Source organism: Gottfriedia sp. NPDC058432 (assembly GCF_042721555.1).
In the GTDB taxonomy this organism is placed as follows: domain Bacteria; phylum Bacillota; class Bacilli; order Bacillales; family Bacillaceae_G; genus Gottfriedia.
Genome location: NZ_JBHXLC010000008.1, coordinates 20,967 through 38,615, shown reverse-complemented (window position 1 = coordinate 38,615; position 17,649 = coordinate 20,967). Strand labels below are relative to the sequence as shown.

The following is a 17,649-nucleotide window of genomic DNA, read 5'->3' as shown; positions in this document are numbered from 1 at the left end:
TCAGATCACCCCAATCTAAATATAATTCCGTGCCCACCTTTCGGATATTCCCATTTAATATTTTGATGAGGACAGCCTATTCTACAGCTTCCACATTCATGACATCCCTCGTATCCAACATGCATTCGAATATTTTCCCATTTATAAACTTCTGCAGGGCAAAAAATCGTACAGATTTTATCAGGACATTTTGTCATACAAATATCGGAATCTAGTACAGTTAAGTGCGATTTTGTATCGGCATTAAAACGAACGAGATACTGCTTTTCTTCGATTGTACTTTCTTTTTTTGTCTCACTCATTTATTTCATCACCTTCCATGCTTTGTATACATCTTTCGCAAGCTTAATTTTAGCCTTTGCTCCTCCTATATTACTCATAATATTCTTTTGTTTTTCCCATTTAGATTTACCATCTACTGTAAACATTTGGCTGGCAGATTTATTTAATAGTGGAATATATTGCTCGAAATATTGAGGGAATTTTTCAAAATGATGTGTTGCATCTTTATATTTTTTCAAATCCTGTCCTACGAAGCTATTTAGTAATTTATCAGCGTATGGTTTTAAAGCAACATCAGAGTAGTTATCAATCGCTTTTGCTTCGATAATGGTCTCTGCTGCTAATCTTCCAGATGTCATTGCCATATTTGAACCTTCACGATGAATTGCGTTTACTAACTGTGCTGCATCACCAATTACCAACACTCCGTTTCCTACCAATTTAGGAATCGATTTGTACCCACCTTCAGGAATTAAATGAGCAAGGTATTCTTGTGGTTCGCTTCCTTGAATATACGGTCTAATCATCGGATGATTCTTAACATATTCAAGTAAATCATAAGGTTTCAATTTATTTTCAATCATTCCTGATAATAATGTACCGACCCCAATGCTAAGAGAATCTTTATTTGTATATAAAAATCCTGTGCCAACTATGCCTTTTGTCGCATCTCCAAATAGCTCAATTGCTACCCCTTGGTTACCTTCAAGACCGAATCGATCTTGAATTATTTTACTATCCAGCTTTAAAATTTCCATTGTAGCCAAAGCGACTTCATCTGGTCTCCATTCTTTATGGAAACCTAAAGATTTTCCTAAAAGTGAATTTACTCCATCAGCTAGAACTACCACATCGGCATATAAATCACCGTCTGGTCGATCCGTCCTTACCCCAACAACCATATCGTTTTCAACAATACACTCGAGAACAACTGTTTCATTAATTAATAATGCACCTTGTTCTACTGCTTTTTGAGCAAACCATTGATCAAATTTTGAGCGCAGAACAGTAAAATTATTATAAGGTTCCTCAGCAAATTCAAGACCTTTATATCCAAAGGTAGTAGCGGATTGTTTATCAAGCATCATAACTCGCTGCTCTACAATCACACGCTCAATTGGTGCATCCTTCCAAAATTCAGGTATAACATCCTCCATCATTTTACGATACAATACGCCACCCATAACATTTTTCGAACCTGGATACTCTCCTCTTTCAATAAGGACAACATTAACACCATTTTTTGCGAGTTCGTATGCACATGAAATTCCTGCTGGGCCTGCTCCAACGACAATTACATCAAATTTTTCCGGCATGATCGTGATTTTCCTCCTTTAAAGAAAAACTTTCTTGGAATTGGTTAATCAGCATTGGTACAATTTCAAATGCGTCTCCTACGATGCCGTAATGACAAGATTGAAAAATTGCCGCATTTGGATCTTTATTGATTGCAATAATGAGACCTGAATTTTGCATCCCAACAATATGTTGGATTGCGCCAGATATCCCAATTGCAAAATAAATTTTTGGTGTAACCGTTAAGCCAGTCTGACCAACTTGATGATGATGTTCAACCCAGCCAGCTTCAACTACATCACGACTTGCACCAACAGCCGCTCCAATCGATTCAGCAAACATATGAATCAACTGAAATCCGTCTTTACTACCTAATCCTTTGCCACCCGCTACGATGATATCCGCTTCATCAATGCGAACCTTCTTAGTTGTTGCACGTACAATCTCTAAAACTTTTGTACGAATATCTTCTTCTTTTAAATCAATTTCCTCTTCGATCACAACTCCCTCAGCGCCAGGAATAGGAGCGAGCGCTTTCATAACCTTTGGACGAACTGTCGCCATTTGAGGTCTATATTTCTTACAAAGAATAGTTGCCATTATATTTCCACCAAAAGCAGGTCGACTAGCTAATAATAGCCCTGTATCTTCTTCAACATCTAATACAGTTGTATCGGCTGTTAAACCTGTAGGTAAGTCAGTTGCAACTGCACTTGCTAAATCCTTCCCTTTAGAAGTAGCTCCATATAATAAGATTTCAGGCTTATATTTGTTACAACATTCAAGTACTGCTTTCATATAAGATTCAGTACGATAATCCTTAAAAATTGGGTCATCATATACATAAACGATGTCAGCACCGTATTCAAATAACGTAGGGGCTAACGATTTCACATTTTCACCAATTAATAATCCTGCTAATTCGCAGCCACGTTTTTCTGCTAATTCTTTACCAGCTCCTAGCAATTCAAGTGACACGGGTGCTATGACTTTATCGTTTTCTTCAATAAACACCCAAATACCTTTGTACTCTGAGAAATCCATTTATACCCCTCCTTTCACTTCAAATAACTCTTTCTTCTCATTTAAAATCTTCATTAGTTCATTTACTTTTTCTAATGAAGTTCCTTCAAATACCGTACCACCTTTAGCCTTTGGTGGAGCCCATACTTTCGATACAATTGTTGGTGAACCTTTTAAACCTAGTTGTTTAATATCGATATCTTCTAAATCCTTCACGGCCCATATTGTCGGGTTATACCTTGCAGCTTTTATCATATTTGTAAGTGATGAATAAGGAACTTCATTTATTTCCTTCTCAACTGCAAATAGACAAGGTAAACTCGTTTTAATCACTTCATGGCCATCTTCTATTTTTCGATGAACAATTGCATATCCATCACCTTTATTAATTTCTTGGACCTTCTTAACAGATGTTAACGGTGGTATATCTAAACGACGTGCTATACCTGGTCCAACTTGTCCAGTATCACCGTCAATTGTCATCTTTCCACAAATGATTAAATCAATCGCTTGAATTTGTCCTATTTTCTCAATCGCTTTCGTCAAAGCATAGCTTGTCGCTAACGTATCTGCCCCAGCGAATGCACGGTCTGAAATCATATACCCTTCATCTGCACCAATTTCAATACATTTTCTTATAGCTTTTACAGCAGGTGGTGGCCCCATGGTAATAACCGAAACTGTTCCACCATATTTATTCTTAATTCGAACAGCTTCCTCTACCGCATGAGCATCATACGGATTTAATATTGCTGGAGCGCTTGCACGGTCCATCGTATTCGTTTTAGGATTCATCTTAATGATCTTCGTATCTGGCACTTGTTTTATACAAACCACAATATGTAACACTTTTTCACTCTCCCTTTTTCTTCCCGTCTCCCATAGTTAGTAAATGTACATGTTGTTCAAATATATTATTTTTATTGAAAAAATATGATAGAATGCAACTAAAAAAAGCGAAACGAAAAAAAAGAGACATTCACAACATAGTAGTTGAAAATGTCTCTTAGACTGCCCGCCAAACGCTCGCTTTCTTCGTTACTTCGCCTGCTGAGCGGTGCTCATTACCGTCTAGGGTAATTCCACTCCTCACCAGACTTCTCGCCTTGAAAGACAAGCGAGTCAATCAGTCTCATACTCAAATTTTTTGTATTTTGTTTTTCATTAACCAACTAATAGTTGGATTGTTATGCCTGAAGGGTCCTTTGTAAATGTAACTCCATTTTCTTCAAAAACAAAAGCTCCCATATTCTTTAAACGATTTACTACCACCGATTTTTCTTCTTCACTTGGATATAACAATGTAAAATTCTTTAATCCTGCACTGCTATCAGAAGGTTCAACTCCTCCTGCACTATGCCAAGTATTTAAACCGATGTGATGATGATAACGTCCAGTTGAAATAAATAATGCCTGGCTTCCATATTTCGTTACAACATCAAATCCAAGCCCTTCACAATAAAACTTCTCTGTGCTATTTAAATCAGAAACTTGCAAATGGATATGACCCATAATTGTTCCTGATGGTAGACCAGTAAAAGCTTCATCCTCAGTAAGTGCTAAAAGTCCCTCTACGTCTAATCGTTTACTATCCATAACGACATACTCATTATGCCATTGCCAATTCTCTGACGGACGATCTGCATAAATTTCAATACCATTCATATCCGGGTCCGCTAAATAGATCGCTTCACTGACTAAATGATCCGAACCACCTTGAAGTGGATTTCTAGTTTCAATCAGATGCTTTAGCACGATACCTAAATCTTTTCGAGTAGGTACTAATAACGCAAAATGATATAATCCTGTATTTTGCTCATTTCTAGGTGTAACATTGTCTGGTTGCACTAATTTAATTAATACATTTACCCCATCCGCTGTTAAACTAGCATTTGTAGTTGAATGATCCAACACTTTTAATCCAATAACCTCTTGATAAAACGTTAATGAACGCTCTAAATTTGCAACTTTTAATTCAACAGTTGGAGCATAAACTTTTGGCTTTTGATGAAAATTCATTTTAATTTACCTCCTCTAGAAAATAGTACAATTAATGTTAACACTAACAGAATGAACGGAGCCATTGCAACACTCATGCCTTGACCCGCATGTAAATGAGTAAATACAGCACCTACCATAATAATCGCCAATCCGACTGAAGCAAGTTTACCTAAAACCAACTTCCAATAACCAACTAATAAACCAATTGCCCCTAACACCTCAAATGAACCAATCGTATACATCATACCTTTTGAATAACCATAAACCTCTTTAAAATCATGTAACATCTGAGTATTTCCACTTAATTTCACAGATCCAGACAGTAGAAATGCAATAATTAAAATCCCTTGAATAATTCGAGTAAACCATTTCATTTAAAAATCTCTCCCTTTTGTTGTTTGTTTTTACTGAACTTATATTAAGTACAGTTAATTTTAGAGGTTTTTACTGAATCATTACTGTTCTTAGCTTAGAAACAGTAATACTTAAAAAAATAGTGCGGTTAAAATTAGTTGGTTACTTTTTGTAAGTGTGTTGATTTAAGTACAGTATATGCTATAACTGTTCTCATTACAAGTGCATTTTTTGATTTTTGTTTATCCATACTCTCAAGGTTAAAATTTGAGGGCTAGCTGAAACTCGTAAGGGACTAAATTTCTAATGGAAGAAAGCGTGGAGGAATTTATCACCTCGTCCGCATACCATTGACAGATGATTTATTGAAATCTAATAAAATTCATACATTTTTCACTTTTCTCCAAAATTTTCTAAATTTTTTTTGTTACTTTTATAGTATCCCATATAAATATTTAAAAGAATTCGTAAAATCACTTTATTGTTGCTTTGTAAAAATAATTAATTAAAACTATTTTTACTCATTATTAATATCTCCTGTTTCCAGTTTCTTGTTTAAAACCATATAATCATTTCTGCTAAAAGAGATCGTAACTCTATCTAATCGATCCCCATTTGGATATAAAAATAATTGTTGATTGAACTTTATGCCTAAAGGTACAACTGTTTGATAAATAAGATTTAATATTTTAAAGCTTTCTAAATCTACTCCTTCTTTCAAATGATTTTTTACATGGATAATTACGAAACCATCAATACTTTCAAATCTAGGTTTTCGGGGAGAGATATTATTAGCTTTACAAAGCCTTTTTAATAAATTTTGATAATGATCATTTTGCTCCAATTAAAACACCTCACATTTCATAAGAAAAGAAGCAATTTTTAATTTATATCATTAAAAAAAGTCCAATCGATCATGATCTGAGAGAAATCACTTCTCTCGAAATAAAAATTTGATATTTTCCCCTGTAAACTATACACTTCGTATGGTTTATTTGCGATTTCGCTATTTTTATTTGTAATTCTCAAAATTTCATTGCGAAATGACTAATTTCATTGCGATTATCGAAATTTATTTGCGATGGCACTATTTTAATTACCATTCTCCAAATTTAATTGCGATTCTACAATTTTAATTGTGATTCCTGAAATTTATTTGCGATTACACTATTTTAATTAGCATTCTCTAAATTTAATTGCGATTCTAAATTTTATTGTACTCGCCTCCTAACAGACACACTATCCCAAACAATATAAAAATATCGTACATCCAAATGTACGATATTTTCAAAGTGATTCGATTGTTTTATGACTGGCACGTCTTACAAAATCAGCCAAAGTATAGTTACATAAAAAGCCAAGTAAGTGTTCTTCTGCTTCAATTGCAAAGTCTGAAAATACATTGTTCATTACACGTCCACTAGTACAGTCAGATGTGGATTCAATTAGTGCGGTTGATAGAGGTTCTGTCATTTGTAGGGCAATGTAGACTTGTTTTAAGGTAATTTCCTCAGGTGACTTAGCTAATAAATAGCCACCATCTCGTCCTTCTCTTGCTTCTACTATTTTTTCCTTTACGAGGGGAGCCATAATTCTTCTCATAAATGAAACACCTGATCTAATATGTTTTGCGATTGCTTTACTTGGTGTAACCCCTTCTGTTGTTGCTAGTAAAACTAATGCCTGAATAGCAAATCCGAACCACTTAGGTGTAACGGAATTTTTACAACTTGACATTTTTATCACCATCCAGTGATATTATTATCCCCCGTTTTTGTATCCCTTGCAAGTATATAGTAGTTTTTAGACTTTTTTAAATGTAAGTAGATAACGATTTACTGGATGGATCTTTGTTTTTAGACAATAAAAAAAGGATAGAAAGTTTGCTTTCCATCCTCATTTTTTATTTAACGAGCATATCCGCCTAGGCTTTGTTCTGCCATTTGAACTAGACGCTTCGTAATTTCTCCACCAACTGAACCGTTAGCGCGTGAAGTTGTGTCTGGTCCTAAGTGCACTCCAAATTCAGAAGCTATTTCGAACTTCATTTGCTCAATTGCTGAATTTGCATTTGGTGAAGCATATTGATTTGAAGATCTTCTGTTTGCCATGTTGTCGACTCCTTTGTCTTTTGGATGCTCTGATGTTGTTTATCAGATTAAAGATAGTATGATTCTTAAAATTTATTCTATACATTTATTTACAAATTTTTTTCTTTTTACCAAAAGTGCTTCTTGTTACCAAATGAAGTTTCCCTGAATAAATATTTCCAAGTTCAAAAACTTGTATTATGCCTTAAGATTTTCTATAATCTTAGCATACTGTATATAATTAAAACACAGTTTATCTAATGAAAACGTCTCGTTATTTCCATATATTGAAAAATGTTTTTTTAGGAGGAAAATTTTATGATGAATAATCGTTTCCAAGATAAAGTTGCTAAGAATTTAAGTGAAATACCTTTATCTGTATTAGACTTAGCACCGGTTGTTGAAGGAAGCACTCCTGCTGATGCTTTTAAAAATAGTCTTGATTTAGCACAGCATGCTGAAAAATGGGGATATCACCGTTACTGGTTTGCCGAGCATCATAATATGCCTGCAGTTGCAAGTTCAGCTACTTCAGTTGTAATTGGACATATTGCAAGTGGAACATCAACGATTCGAGTTGGTTCTGGAGGAATCATGTTACCAAATCATGCTCCATTAGTCATAGCAGAACAATTTGGTACATTAGAATCACTACATCCAGGTCGTGTTGATCTTGGATTAGGTCGTGCTCCTGGTAGTGATATGTCAACAACGAGAGCGTTACGTAGAGATTTACGCAGCCATGAAGACTTCCCTGCTCAATTAGAGGAATTACGTAATTACTTTAATCCGCCAGGTGGATTAGGCAGTTTAACGGTTCAAGCTGTGCCTGGCGAAGGTTTAAATATACCAATTTGGCTATTAGGATCAAGTGGCTTTAGTGCTCAGTTAGCTGCTGAATTAGGTTTACCATTTGCATTTGCAGCACACTTCGCACCAGATTATACAGTTCAAGCAATGCAGTTGTATCACAATAACTTTAAACCATCTAAAAGTTTAGATGAACCATATGCAATGATTGGCTTAAATGTTGTCGTTGCTGACACAAATCAAGAAGCAAAAAGACTTTTCACCACACAACAACAATCATTTTTAAACTTAATTCGAGGTGGTAAACCTTCTCTTTTAAAACCACCAGTTGACGATATGGATGAAATTTGGAGTCCATATGAAAAAGAAACACTTGAAAATCAAATGAAACTATCTGCTATTGGTACAATCGAAACCGTTACTGAAAAGCTACAAACAGTTTTAAATATAACAAAAGCTGATGAAATCATGGTAAATGGTTCAGTTTTCGATCATGCAGCGCGTTTATATTCATATGAATTATTAAGTAAAGTATCAAATAAATAATAAAAAAGGAGAGTATGGAATGCTCTCCTTTTTGTTGTTTTATAAATTCCTATTAATCCTACGCCTTTAAAGCTTCTTGTTCGACTCTTTGTAAAAAATCATGTACTGCCTTTAAATTATTCCCCTTTGGATTAGCTAGCTTTAACATAGCTCGTCCGATAAAATTTACTCCGGCATTCGTGCCTTCATAAATAAATTTTGTATGTAAATCGTCGATTTTTTCTAATGTAAATGTCAGATTCGTTACAAACGCATTTGCTAAAACAAAATGGATTTGCTTTTTTTTATATGATTCAGTATCCTCGTAAGCCAAAGTTTCAACAATATAAGATTCTACACGTTTTCCTTCTCTATAACTTTGCTGATGCTTTGCACCTACTTCATTTTCATTTTTATCGATTAAATTATGTTCTTCAACTTTTGGCATTATTTTCTTAATGTTTTTATCTAAAAATAGACTCCATACTTTTTCGATATTTTCATTTATAACAATGTCTTCTTTCCATTGAATCATTTTAAATCTCCTTCCTGAAGCAATAATTCATCTATTTCGTTTAATTTTATAGTAAATCCTCAATTTCTAATTTGCTTTAAAAACCTTGGAGAACGTTACATTTTCAAATACTATTTCTAGTATACCGAATTATGTATTCAAATCATAAAAAAAGCCCTCTCATTTATGAGAAGGCTCTGATTTTTATTATTTTTCACCCGGAAATACGATTGCTACAATAACTATATCGTTATTGACCATTTCAAAATAAATTCGAAATTTTTTTATTACGACTCTTGATATTCCTTTATAATTTCCATGTTCTTCAGTATATGTTTTTCCAATGACTTCATTTTTTAATAAATCTTCTGTTTCCAAGACTATTTGTGAAATAAAATCAAATGTTTCTTCTGGAGTGAATCTTATACTTCTAAATTGGGTAAGTTTATTTCGTACATTAAGCGGCCATATAACATTTCTAAAAATCATTAGATGAAGTCTTTAGAGGAAATTGATTTTAAAAACTCAGATGTTGACACCCCTAAACCCTTTTTGTACTCATCCTGACTTTTTCTAATCATAATTTCTATTTCAGGATTTGCTTCGACGTCTGCTTTAATAGATTGTTCTTCTTCTTGAAGGACAAGTGTAAATCGTCCTTTGCCTGGAACAGAAAATTGAACAACAGAATTATCACGATCCATATTTGAAATAAATCTCATAAGTTCTTCTAAGAAATGAGCTTTTTCCATCCAAATCACCACCATAAAAGACTTATTATTATATCATATCATACATCAGTTAGATATTTGAAATAAACCCATGAATTTTTTGTTACGAGTTTCCTTCCATTTTTTTATATTCAACTTCTATTTCTATCAGATTATTGTTTTGAAATCATAAAAAAAGTCCTCTCATTTAATGAGAAGACTCTGATTTTTATTTAATTTACCTTAAGCTTTTTCGATATTTATATTGGTTCCATTGAAAATGAATATAGCAACCAATGCAAAATCCGTTTATTGCGATAAACGAAGCTAATGCGACCATAATTGAAAACACATAAAATAATACGTTCCAACCAACTAATGCACCAATAAATGCTAGAGATAAACAGGTTACTGCAATTGTTTGATTAAAATTTTGTTGACCTTTATCCTCTTGCGGATAGCTCGATGGTTTCTTTTTTAAAAAACGTTTAGCAAATTTTATGATTGGATGAAAATCAAAAAGTAATCCACTTAGTCCGCTGATTAAAGGAATAAGTAGTAGCCAGTACTGACCAGTAATCCATGTTAATATTACAGATATAAAGATGGTCCATTGATTTGTACGAACTAAAGGTAATGGAATTGTATTTATTTTTGGATTAGACATACCAAAAACCAACCTTTCGTATCGGAATAATTAAGTATAATCATAATATGATTTCAAAAACAATTCAATCCATAAAATCTGAAAAAAGTAAAATTATTATAAAAACAAAAAGAATGATCTAAATGATCGTTCAGCGAGTTGATATTAAAAATTTTCAATCTTTAAAATGGCCATGAGGTAGTACTTTTGCTTAAACTTGTAATTTAATTCCTCATAACGGTCATATTGGAATTGGACACTAATTGACAATCTCATTTTTCAACAAAAAAAAAAACGATCTAATTGATCGTTTCGGTTTTAATTAATAGGTGCCCCATATTTAACAGGATATAAGCTTCCTTTATAAGCAAAAGATATATTTCCTGTTTCTTCTGATACAACTAGAGCAAGTGCATCGCTTTGTTCTGAAATTCCAACTGCTGCTCGGTGCCTTGTTCCAAGTTTTTTATTATCGTATGTAATTTTAGATAGTGGAAGTACATTACCTGCTGAAATGATCATGTTATTTTCAACCAGTACTGCTCCGTCATGTAACGGGCTACCTGGATAAAAAATTGATTCTAATAATGCTGGGGATAGTTTTGCACCGACATGTATCCCTGAACTCATCAACTCTTCAAGTGAGTCGTCTCTTTTTACTACAATTAATCCGCCATGTTTACGTTTTGATAAGTGCTGAACTGTAATTGCCAATTCATCAAAGATATCAGTATACGGAGATAGATATGAATTTAAATAAAATGAGGCTGCATCCATTTGTAAATTATTAAAGACGCGATGGATATTTTCAAATTCAGTTAATATGCCGCATCCTTTATTTTCAATTCTTCCAATCATGCCTTCGATTTTCATATTAAGTTGTGTTAGTGTTTTTGTTATATTTTTTCTTACAGTGGGATTTAATTGAGACTCGAATTCATCCATTTCAATTTTTCATCTCGCTTTCGAACCGAATTACCTCCACTTAAGTTTCCCAAAGTTCGCTATGTTATACCAATCATTACCATCCATAGTTTTAATTCAATAACGATTGATTGTAACGAACTAAGTTGATTATCTTGCTGCCCATGCTTCTACTTCTATTTTAATGTCTGGATTTGCTAAAGCTGATACATAAGCATAAGTTGTTGCAGGTGGGTTACCGGAATGAAATTGAGTCCAACAGTCTAGAAAGAATTGACGATCGATTTTCTCCGTTAGCCAGAAGTTGAGTTTAAAAAGATTATTAAGCTCGACTTTCTCGCTCTCAAGGATGTTTTTTATATTCTCAAGTGCATTGACAAATTGACTTTCGATATCAATTGGAAATACTCCGTTTTTGTCGTTTCCTACTTGACCTGATAAAACTACTAGCTCTGCATGTCTTGGGACAATTGTGACATGACTATATTGGCCAACAGGTGAAGCAACAGATTCGGGGTTTACTTTTTTAATTTTCATTTTTATTCCCTCCTTTTTTCTTTTAGAAATGGAAATGATGTTTATTTCTTGCAAGTGAATTTTATCCCCCCACTCCTTCGACCAAGTATATTCTTTCAATATGTTACAATCGTAACCTTTTATAAATTTTTTTGAAACGTTTTAAAAGCAAAAACATCATTTGTATTTTTCAACTTGCCCTTCGATTACGAATATTCTCATATCTTTATTGACATTAGCACTATATAATCGAGTAGTGACTATTTATTTAAGGAGAATATATGATTAAAAAAACGAGTTTATCCATACTGTGTCTACTACTATTTTTTTGTACGAATGCTACGCTTACTCAACAAAAAGCAGTCTTTGCTGAGACTGAACCGAATCCTTCTTTGATTTTTGCAAGTCCTGGTAACAGCCCAACTCTTTCACCGGACGGGAATCGAGTTTTTGTGAACTTTGGAATGTACGATACAAAAACAGGAGCATTACTAAACCATATGCCTGTTCGCTATCTTAATTATAGTCCTAATGGTTCTTATTTGTATTCAAATGAAGGCGAAAACACACAGTTTTTCGATGTTCAGACAGGGGACAAATTATTTACATTACCTTATTATATCGCCCAAATTTCATTTAAAGGGTCCGATGAACGAATCATGGGTATAACACATGAATTATCAGATGGAACATATGGGTTAACCATATATGATGATGCAACAAAAACCGTACTGTTTGAAAAATCATTTGATTATAAATACGGATTACGTGTAAGTATCCATCCAACAGAACCAATTGTTGCTGTCACAGATGATTCGACCGTTGAAATTATCAATTACGAAACAAAAAAAGTCATAAAATCGTTTGAAAATCCGTTTAAAACGACTCGGTATTATCCGATTCGTCAAATGATTTTTAGTCCTGATGGCAATACGCTATCATTAACAAATGATTCAGGACTCGCAAATCCATTTGTGCAATACGATGTGAATCGTAATTTTGAAAAGTCTTCAACTGTTTTTAATGTGTACATCAACGAATCAGCCAAAAATAATAGAACAACTTCTCGTGCAATTAGTTACGGTAAAAATAATGAATTAATTTTCCATTATTTCCATAAGATTAAATTTTTCAACGCAACAACAGGTGCTTATTTACGCACAGTTGGAAATGATATTGACAATGTTGTATTTTCTCAAAACATGGATAAAATCGCTTATGCTAAAAACACAAATGACAAAAACTACGAAGATCCTGAATATATTGAGGTACAAAACTATCCAATAAGTCAGCCTTTGACTAAACGGATTGAGTTTAAAGATCCGTATATTCAATTAAAAGAAAACCAATCGACCTATTATGGGTTGCAATATATAAATGAGAAGAACGAAATCACATTCCTTGACCCAAATGAAGTTACCTTAACGCCAATTGACCCATCAATTGTATCGATTGATGCATCCAATAAACTTATCGCAAAAAAATCAGGTGGTACGATTATAAAAGCAACTTATCAGGGATTGGTCGATTATTTATCGGTAAATGTTGTGTCTGAACCTGATTCGCGTATTCATGTGAACTCATTATACGATTCATCGTTGATCATCACAGGGACTGCACCACCAAATATTAAATTACAGATTAATGCGGCAGATTATCCTTATGAAGTTATAACAAAACCGGATGGAACATTTTCTGTTCCATTAATCACTCCATTACGAGCGAATACTACGGTTCATTTTATGTATTTCTTAGAAGATCTGTTTCCAGCCGAAGCACCATATGGGACAGACACTGTTGTTGAAAACGTACTTCGTGACACTGTTGCACCAAAGCCGCCAGTGATTACGAGTATCGATAATGCTACCAACATTGTAAAAGGAACAGCCGAACCGAATGCTACAATCAATCTGTCGACGGATTCTTTAATCCCAACAACCACTTCTCGTTCGACTGCATTTTCGGTCGATTCGATGGTTAACACAAAATCTCTTAGCACAATGGCAACTACTGTTCCATTGGCTAGCCAACCGTCTACCGGAAAAACAGTTACGACGAAAGCTAATAAATACGGTCAATTTACAGTTACATTGAAAAACATTGCTCAAAATAAAACGATCCAATCAACAGCGACTGATCTAGTTGGGAATCGAAGCAAAGTCACGGTATCAAAAATTAAGGATACAATTGCTCCTAATGCACCAACAGTCAATCGAATCAGTAATATTTCAGCAACCGTTTCAGGAAAATCAGAAGCGAATGCACTGATTACGATTAAAAAAGGAACTAAAGTACTAAATACTGGTAAAGCAACAAATACTGGTACTTTTAAGATAGCAATTTCCAAGCAATCGTCCAACACAACACTATCCATTACAGCGACGGATGCTTCAAAAAATACCAGTAAAAGTACATTAGTCAAGGTGGTTACTGCTCCTAAGACACCAACGGTTAACAAAGTTAGCATCAACTCAACTTCTGTAACAGGTAAATCCGAACCATCTACAACGGTTTATGTGAAATCTGGTTCGAAAACGATTGGTTCAACCACCACATCTAACAAAGGAACATATACGGTCAAAATTCCTAAACAAAAGCTTGGAACAAAATTAAGTATTTACGCACGAAACCGTTCTGGTATCATAAGTTATACAATTAACACGACTGTTTCTAAATAAAAAAAAGAGCCTAAGAGAATATTTTTAGGCTCTTTTTTTCAGCGTAATTTGGTATGTTTATTTAAGAAAGTTTATAATCGATAAAAATATATGGCTGTTTCACAGACTTTTCTAAAAGGAAATAAACTATACTCCTCGTAACATTTGAGGTAGTCATTTTATGTATACATATTATCTTAATAATTCTATTACTCTAGCTAATCCTGTAGGTGTTATTGAAATATTAAATAATGAAGCATTTTCTTTTTGATCTATATCACTCTTAATCCAAGTTAAACCGTTTATAAATCCTTGCATTTCCAATTCAATTAATGCAGGTTCGACATCATCAATAGCTACTCCTACTTCATTATGAAGCCCTTTTTCAAAGTCTGGCTCTTTTTCTTGAAGTTCTTTAAAAATAGCCAATAGCATTAATCCTGCATCTGAAATCTTACTAGCCAGAAAGAACACCACCTTTTTAGACTATTTATTCGACAAAAGGTGGTAATTTCCTTTTTTTGCTAATTTTTTACTAATTTGTTTGTTTTTTCAACGAGCTTTTGAAGGTCCATCGGCTTTACTTGATTATTGTCTAATTTATATTTTTGTTTTAGTAAAATGATTCTTTTTACACTCTCGTTTATACGTTCTTCTGAAATTGTTTTGTTTTTCACGGCTGTTTCGATTTCTTTATATACAGCTTTTACTTTGTTAGGATCATGAGCAACCATAATGATATCACTTCCAGCTAAAATGGAAGTAACCGCTGCTTTTTCCAAATTATAATTTTTTCCAATTGCATCCATCGTCATATCATCCGTCATAACCACTCCATCATATTTTAAATCATTCCTTAACATTGATGAAATGACCTTTTTAGACATTGAAGCAGGATATTTAGGATCGATTTTTGGTAATAAAATATGGGCAATCATAACAGCATCTGCGTTTTGATTAATAGCGTCCTTAAATGGTATTAATTCTAACGATTTTAAATCAGTATACGATTTGTTTACAACAGGTAACTCTAAATGGGAATCAACCGAAGTGTCACCGTGGCCAGGAAAATGTTTTACAACTGGAATGATTTTCTCTGATTGAATTCCTTTCATTGTTTGTATTCCTAATTTACTTACAGTTGCTGGATTATTACTAAATGAACGATCACCAATGACCGGATTTTTAGTATTACTATTTACATCTAAAACAGGAGCAAAATCCATATTTAAACCAAAAGCTTGTAGCTGTTCTCCTAGTATTTGTCCTATTTCATATGAGAACTGTCCATTATTTTTCTTTCCAATTATTTCGTTTGACGGTATTTGACCTAGATTTCCTGGTAAACGTGATACCCTTCCACCTTCTTGGTCAACTCCGAATAAGATCGGTAAAAGATTATTTCGATTAGCAGCCTTTATTGAATTTACAAGTTTAACCGATTGACTGTTATTCGTTAGATTTTCATTGTAAAAAATAAATCCACCAATATAATATTGTTCAACTAGTTCTTTTAAACTATTTGAGTAATTCGGTCCATAAAAACCTGAAATAATCATTTGACCTATTTTTTCTTGAAGTGTCATTGCATTTAAAAGCTGATCTAGTTTAGTGCCAGTATTAGGAATAAGCTGGTCAATAATTGATACTGACGTATGATGCAATGTAGGATTATTATTTTCACTAGTTGGTCTTGGTAAAATAAACTTCAGTTCAATTTGATTTGGTAGTTCATAAACTAAAATAATTTGATCAACTTGTTGATCTTTATAATATTTAATCTTACTTGGCTTTTTTAATTGTTTCATAATATCGTCATAGTGAACTTGTTGTAAATTAGAATTATATGATCTTACTTCATAAATTCGATTTTGATGATCATACCCTACAGCAAATCCCTGTTTTTGATAAGTTAAGTACGTACTATTAGCAACCTCATCTTTTTGGGTAGATTCCCCAAATTGCTCCGTTATATCTTTTAAGGAAGTCTTTCCTACTTCTATATTTTTTTGGTTTGGAATTTCTCCTTGTTTAGCGCTTGAAATTATATTATTTAAAATTTCTTTTGTTGAAAGTTGATTCGAATGATTAGTATCCGTTTCCGTTTGATGATTTGTATTTTTATTTGGCTTCGAATGTGATGAATCTTGGAAAACTTTATCCTTCAACGCAAAGTAAACACTTGTACAAACAATTAACAATAGTATTAATAAAATAACAGCTTTTTTGATAATATTCTCCTCCTAAAATATTATTTCCCCCTCTTTACTTACTTATATTTCCATTAGTTAAGTGGGCACCTTCTAACGAATAGGTGCATACGATGAGAAAGATTAACGAGGAGGGACTAATTAGCATGACCAGTAAAAAATCCCATGAAATGATTCAACCTATAAACTACAGGAATCAAAATATGAATCCAAATCAAAATAATCCTTACTATGATTATCACCAATATTGGTATAACGAATATCAATCATATCCTATACATCAACAGCATCATTCAATTGACCAATCTGACATTTTTTATCGTCAGCATGCTCAAGCTACTTTCGTTTTAGTTCACGGCTCATGGGTTGATCCATTCTTCTGGCACGGAATCACACGAGAACTACTAAAAATGGGACATATTGTTCACACACCACAGTTGCCTGGGCATGGTACAGATAAAGATAAAAATGTAAATCATGAGATCATTACAAAGCAAGTAGTTCATTATATAACGTCTAATAAGCTTAATAATATTATTTTGATAGGTCACAGCTTTGGTGGTACTGTCATTCAAAAAGTCGCTGAACAGCTTCACGATCGAATTAAACGATTAGTTTTTTGGAATGCTTTTGTTTTAAATGACGGTGAAAGCCTTACAGATCAATTTCCACTTCAAGCCCAAAAATTCCTATTAGACTTAGCTGCGCAATCTTCTGATAATACAATCAAACTACCATTCCAATATTTCCGAGATGTATTTGTTAACTTGGCTGATTTACAAACGGCGAGGCAAATTTATAGTGCGACAACACCTGAACCGGCAACTCCCCTTGTTGAAAAACTAGATTTAAAAACGTTTTACCAATTATCCACTCCAAGAAGCTTTATTAATTTACAAGAAGATACAGTAGTACCTACAGGCGAAAATTCTGGTTGGTATCCTCATATGGCTAGTAGATTGGGAGTTTATCGTTTTATACAAGGAAGTGGCGATCATATGTCAACTGCAAAAGTATACCCAAGAAGAATGGCACAGTTAATTGTAAATGCCTCTCGAGACTAAAAATAGATTTTACTAGTTTATGATTGT

General features: G+C 33.6%; 20 protein-coding genes. 3 read left to right on the top strand and 17 right to left on the bottom strand.

All coding sequences use genetic code 11. The features are described 5' to 3' along the window. Positions 1-5: 5 nt before the first annotated feature. The 9 genes from ACFWM3_RS09915 to ACFWM3_RS09875 form a co-directional block, all read right to left on the bottom strand. Positions 6-302 (bottom strand): ferredoxin family protein, encoded by a 297-nt coding sequence (locus tag ACFWM3_RS09915; protein WP_025568180.1) that lies wholly within the window; start codon positions 300-302, stop codon positions 6-8. Beyond that, on the bottom strand, positions 303-1,598 hold the full coding sequence (locus ACFWM3_RS09910) for an FAD-dependent oxidoreductase (protein WP_056474900.1): 1,296 nt from the start codon (positions 1,596-1,598) through the stop codon (positions 303-305). Beyond that, positions 1,582-2,622: an electron transfer flavoprotein subunit alpha/FixB family protein gene (locus ACFWM3_RS09905; protein WP_098428894.1), complete on the bottom strand. Its 1,041-nt coding sequence runs from the start codon at positions 2,620-2,622 to the stop codon at positions 1,582-1,584. Before ACFWM3_RS09905 ends, ACFWM3_RS09910 begins: the two co-directional genes overlap by 17 nt. Then, entirely contained in the window at positions 2,623-3,450 is an 828-nt protein-coding gene (locus ACFWM3_RS09900; protein ID WP_056474895.1) for an electron transfer flavoprotein subunit beta/FixA family protein, read from the bottom strand. It abuts the gene before it with no gap. Between the two features lie 315 nt (positions 3,451-3,765). Then, a complete protein-coding gene (locus tag ACFWM3_RS09895) occupies positions 3,766-4,620 on the bottom strand; it encodes a VOC family protein (RefSeq protein WP_390311252.1) in 855 nt (284 codons plus the stop codon). Beyond that, entirely contained in the window at positions 4,617-4,976 is a 360-nt protein-coding gene (locus ACFWM3_RS09890) for a DoxX family protein (protein ID WP_390311251.1), read from the bottom strand. Before ACFWM3_RS09890 ends, ACFWM3_RS09895 begins: the two co-directional genes overlap by 4 nt. 497 nt (positions 4,977-5,473) lie before the next feature. Continuing rightward, complete coding sequence (locus tag ACFWM3_RS09885) at positions 5,474-5,800, bottom strand: hypothetical protein (protein WP_390311250.1); 327 nt, start codon at positions 5,798-5,800, stop codon at positions 5,474-5,476. 443 nt (positions 5,801-6,243) lie between these two features. Next, positions 6,244-6,693 carry an RrF2 family transcriptional regulator gene (locus tag ACFWM3_RS09880; RefSeq protein ID WP_025568186.1) on the bottom strand — a complete coding sequence of 150 codons (450 nt, stop codon included), beginning with the start codon at positions 6,691-6,693 and terminating at the stop codon, positions 6,244-6,246. Between the two features lie 170 nt (positions 6,694-6,863). Continuing rightward, positions 6,864-7,067 (bottom strand): alpha/beta-type small acid-soluble spore protein, encoded by a 204-nt coding sequence (locus tag ACFWM3_RS09875; protein ID WP_056474875.1) that lies wholly within the window; start codon positions 7,065-7,067, stop codon positions 6,864-6,866. 297 nt (positions 7,068-7,364) lie between these two features. Here ACFWM3_RS09875 and ACFWM3_RS09870 point away from each other — a divergent pair, with 297 nt between their 5' ends. Then, the gene (locus ACFWM3_RS09870) at positions 7,365-8,402 is read left to right on the top strand and encodes an LLM class flavin-dependent oxidoreductase (protein ID WP_390311249.1); all 1,038 of its coding nucleotides are present in this window, start codon (positions 7,365-7,367) and stop codon (positions 8,400-8,402) included. A 58-nt stretch (positions 8,403-8,460) separates the two neighbouring features. Here ACFWM3_RS09870 and ACFWM3_RS09865 read toward each other — a convergent pair whose 3' ends face one another. From ACFWM3_RS09865 to ACFWM3_RS09840, 6 genes are all read right to left on the bottom strand, one after another. Then, entirely contained in the window at positions 8,461-8,916 is a 456-nt protein-coding gene (locus ACFWM3_RS09865; protein WP_390311248.1) for an SRPBCC family protein, read from the bottom strand. Positions 8,917-9,102: 186 nt separating this feature from the next. Then, positions 9,103-9,384: a hypothetical protein gene (locus tag ACFWM3_RS09860; protein WP_390311247.1), complete on the bottom strand. Its 282-nt coding sequence runs from the start codon at positions 9,382-9,384 to the stop codon at positions 9,103-9,105. Next, on the bottom strand, positions 9,384-9,647 hold the full coding sequence (locus ACFWM3_RS09855) for a hypothetical protein (protein ID WP_390311246.1): 264 nt from the start codon (positions 9,645-9,647) through the stop codon (positions 9,384-9,386). The genes ACFWM3_RS09860 and ACFWM3_RS09855 overlap by 1 nt, the downstream gene beginning before the upstream one ends. A 196-nt stretch (positions 9,648-9,843) precedes the next feature. Further along, entirely contained in the window at positions 9,844-10,272 is a 429-nt protein-coding gene (locus ACFWM3_RS09850; RefSeq protein WP_335474467.1) for a DUF4395 domain-containing protein, read from the bottom strand. 297 nt (positions 10,273-10,569) lie between these two features. Beyond that, positions 10,570-11,196, bottom strand: coding sequence for a sporulation-specific diadenylate cyclase CdaS (gene cdaS / locus ACFWM3_RS09845; protein ID WP_056474857.1), 627 nt, complete (start codon positions 11,194-11,196; stop codon positions 10,570-10,572). 129 nt (positions 11,197-11,325) lie between these two features. Further along, on the bottom strand, positions 11,326-11,712 hold the full coding sequence (locus ACFWM3_RS09840; protein WP_390311245.1) for a RidA family protein: 387 nt from the start codon (positions 11,710-11,712) through the stop codon (positions 11,326-11,328). 260 nt (positions 11,713-11,972) lie between these two features. Between ACFWM3_RS09840 and ACFWM3_RS09835 the strand changes: the two genes are divergently transcribed. Further along, entirely contained in the window at positions 11,973-14,369 is a 2,397-nt protein-coding gene (locus tag ACFWM3_RS09835; protein WP_390311244.1) for an Ig-like domain-containing protein, read from the top strand. 171 nt (positions 14,370-14,540) lie between these two features. On the opposite strand, the gene ACFWM3_RS09830 is transcribed toward ACFWM3_RS09835, so the two are convergent. Next, positions 14,541-14,783: a hypothetical protein gene (locus ACFWM3_RS09830; RefSeq protein ID WP_390311243.1), complete on the bottom strand. Its 243-nt coding sequence runs from the start codon at positions 14,781-14,783 to the stop codon at positions 14,541-14,543. An 89-nt stretch (positions 14,784-14,872) separates the two neighbouring features. After that, positions 14,873-16,516 carry a beta-N-acetylhexosaminidase gene (gene nagZ / locus ACFWM3_RS09825; RefSeq protein ID WP_390311242.1) on the bottom strand — a complete coding sequence of 548 codons (1,644 nt, stop codon included), beginning with the start codon at positions 16,514-16,516 and terminating at the stop codon, positions 14,873-14,875. A gap of 188 nt (positions 16,517-16,704) precedes the next feature. Here nagZ and ACFWM3_RS09820 point away from each other — a divergent pair, with 188 nt between their 5' ends. Then, complete coding sequence (locus ACFWM3_RS09820) at positions 16,705-17,622, top strand: alpha/beta hydrolase (RefSeq protein WP_286131752.1); 918 nt, start codon at positions 16,705-16,707, stop codon at positions 17,620-17,622. Positions 17,623-17,649 lie beyond the last annotated feature (27 nt).